At 37.8% G+C, this 1793-nt stretch carries 3 protein-coding genes; all 3 read right to left on the bottom strand.

What is annotated here, in order from left to right; genetic code table 11:
- Window positions 1–629 precede the first annotated feature (629 nt).
- The 3 genes from C9991_RS16480 to C9991_RS16800 all read right to left on the bottom strand — a co-directional run bounded on the left by C9991_RS16480 (window position 630) and on the right by C9991_RS16800 (window position 1758).
- Complete coding sequence (locus tag C9991_RS16480) at window positions 630–962, bottom strand: helix-turn-helix domain-containing protein (RefSeq protein ID WP_106813555.1); 333 nt, start codon at window positions 960–962, stop codon at window positions 630–632.
- Between the two features lie 5 nt (window positions 963–967).
- Window positions 968–1309, bottom strand: coding sequence for a type II toxin-antitoxin system RelE/ParE family toxin (locus C9991_RS16475; protein ID WP_106813554.1), 342 nt, complete (start codon window positions 1307–1309; stop codon window positions 968–970).
- Between the two features lie 209 nt (window positions 1310–1518).
- Window positions 1519–1758, bottom strand: a complete 240-nt coding sequence (locus C9991_RS16800) for a hypothetical protein (RefSeq protein ID WP_157949526.1) — start codon at window positions 1756–1758, stop codon at window positions 1519–1521.
- Window positions 1759–1793 lie beyond the last annotated feature (35 nt).

The following is a 1793-nucleotide window of genomic DNA, read 5'->3' as shown; positions in this document are numbered from 1 at the left end:
AGCATCCGTAGTATGGGGTGTTGTTCGCAACACCCCTGAAGAATGTTCGACCTATCTCCCTTGCTGCTCTGGAGGGAAGAGAAGCTTTGCTCCTGGGCAGTTTCGCCATGTTTGCGGAATACACAGCTTTTGCCGTGCATGAAGAAAACTTGGCGAAAGGGGTTGTGTCAATATAGACATATTGATGTATGACAATATAGATGTATATACATTAATACTAAAATATAGATATAAGGTAAGGAGTACATAAATGATATGCCACAAAAGTTACAACTTTATAAAAAAGCAATTAGAACAATGACCTTACTTTTTTGTTTGACCATATAAATGAGCAAAGGAATAGACCTATAAATAAAGAGAGTCGGTTTCGGTTGCGCACATAGATATACAGAAAACAAAACATATAGATATATAAACATAAATATCGCTATACGTGCATACGTATATAAAAAAAGCATCGCCGATACCGCTTTACAGGCAAAGCTGAACGGTTCGCCTGAAGGCTGCGACCGAATAGGGAGCAGCCGGAAAGAGGTGGCTCAAAGCCACCTCTTATTTACAAAGAAGCCTAAAGTTCTTGTAGCCATTTCTTGCCTAACTTGGTATTATTCCATATCAATCACACTTTATCACCACAAAGCGACTTTACCTGCAATTCCTAAATCAAGTGTCGCAGTAGCAATACCCAATGCTTGGAAAACACGGCTTAGCGTGGGAAGTGTTATTGTGCTATTTCCTTTTTCTAAACGTGAAATTTGTGCTCGTTGTACACCAATACGTTCACCGAGCTGTTCTTGGGTGAGATTCTGTGCTTTACGAGCTTTACGAATTGCTTCGCCCAAATAATAGGCATTAACATCTTCTTTGAGCTGCATTTCCATCATGTCACGCTCTTTAGTACCTGTCTTGCCCCAAACTTCATCAACCACTTCAGAAAGTGGTGTCAAATGCATCTGTGCCATATCTATCAATGTTTTAATTCAAAATATTGTTGTCTAATCTCTTCTGCCTTTGCAATTTCTTTTTGGGGAGTCTTTTGGGTCTTCTTGACTATACCATGTGTGGCAACAATCAAAGTACCAGTCTCCGTGTCCCAAAAAGAGAATAGGCGATAGCAGTTTCCATTGAATAAAGTACGAAACTCCCAAATTTCAGAGTTTTCTAATTTTTTGAAGAGTTCCTTATCAACAATGCCATGTTCGATTTTCTTATAATTGTAGGTTATTTTCTGCTGAACCTTCAACGGCAAAGAACGAACAAATGTCAGGGCTTCATCCAACAAAACCACTTGTATTTTATATCCACTCATTTTATTTATAGTTTCTGCTTACAAAGATACAATTTTGTTTCCAAGCGACGAAACAAAACAATAAATTTATCTGCAATTTAACATTTATTTTACCTCACCAACCCCAATCGGGTACAAATCATACTGTGGGAATTTCTCACAGTATTAATAACTTATTATTCCAATTTGTACTTTCAAAGTGGAGCGGTGGTTAGCCGCTCCGTTACCTATTAGTTCTTGTCTGCTGTTATATCATGAATAAAGCAGTCATTCTTGCCGAATAGAATAATAACAGCTACAGCAGACACAACCACACCAGAGAAGAAGAGCCATACAGAAATCCACTCTGCCAAGAAACGACCAAAGATACCAGCTATAGCAAATATCATCAATGCAAAACCTAATAGACAGAAAACGCAAATAGCATCCTCTACACTCATTTTCTTGTAAAAATTCAAAATCTTTCCCATAATCAAACTTGCTTTAAAGGGTTCAACAATAAAAT

It is taken from the genome of Prevotella merdae (assembly GCF_900290275.1).
GTDB classification, from domain to species: Bacteria; Bacteroidota; Bacteroidia; order Bacteroidales; family Bacteroidaceae; genus Prevotella; species Prevotella merdae.
The sequence above is the reverse complement of the archived record's forward strand: the minus strand, read 5'-3'. Positions and strand labels throughout refer to the sequence as shown.

Bases quoted from the DNA above. Each gene is read 5' to 3' on its own strand.
- C9991_RS16480 (WP_106813555.1), bottom strand. From the start codon at position 962: ATGGCACAGATGCATTTGACACCACTTTCTGAAGTGGTTGATGAAGTT.
- C9991_RS16475 (WP_106813554.1), bottom strand. From the start codon at position 1,309: ATGAGTGGATATAAAATACAAGTGGTTTTGTTGGATGAAGCCCTGACA.
- C9991_RS16800 (WP_157949526.1), bottom strand. From the start codon at position 1,758: ATGGGAAAGATTTTGAATTTTTACAAGAAAATGAGTGTAGAGGATGCT.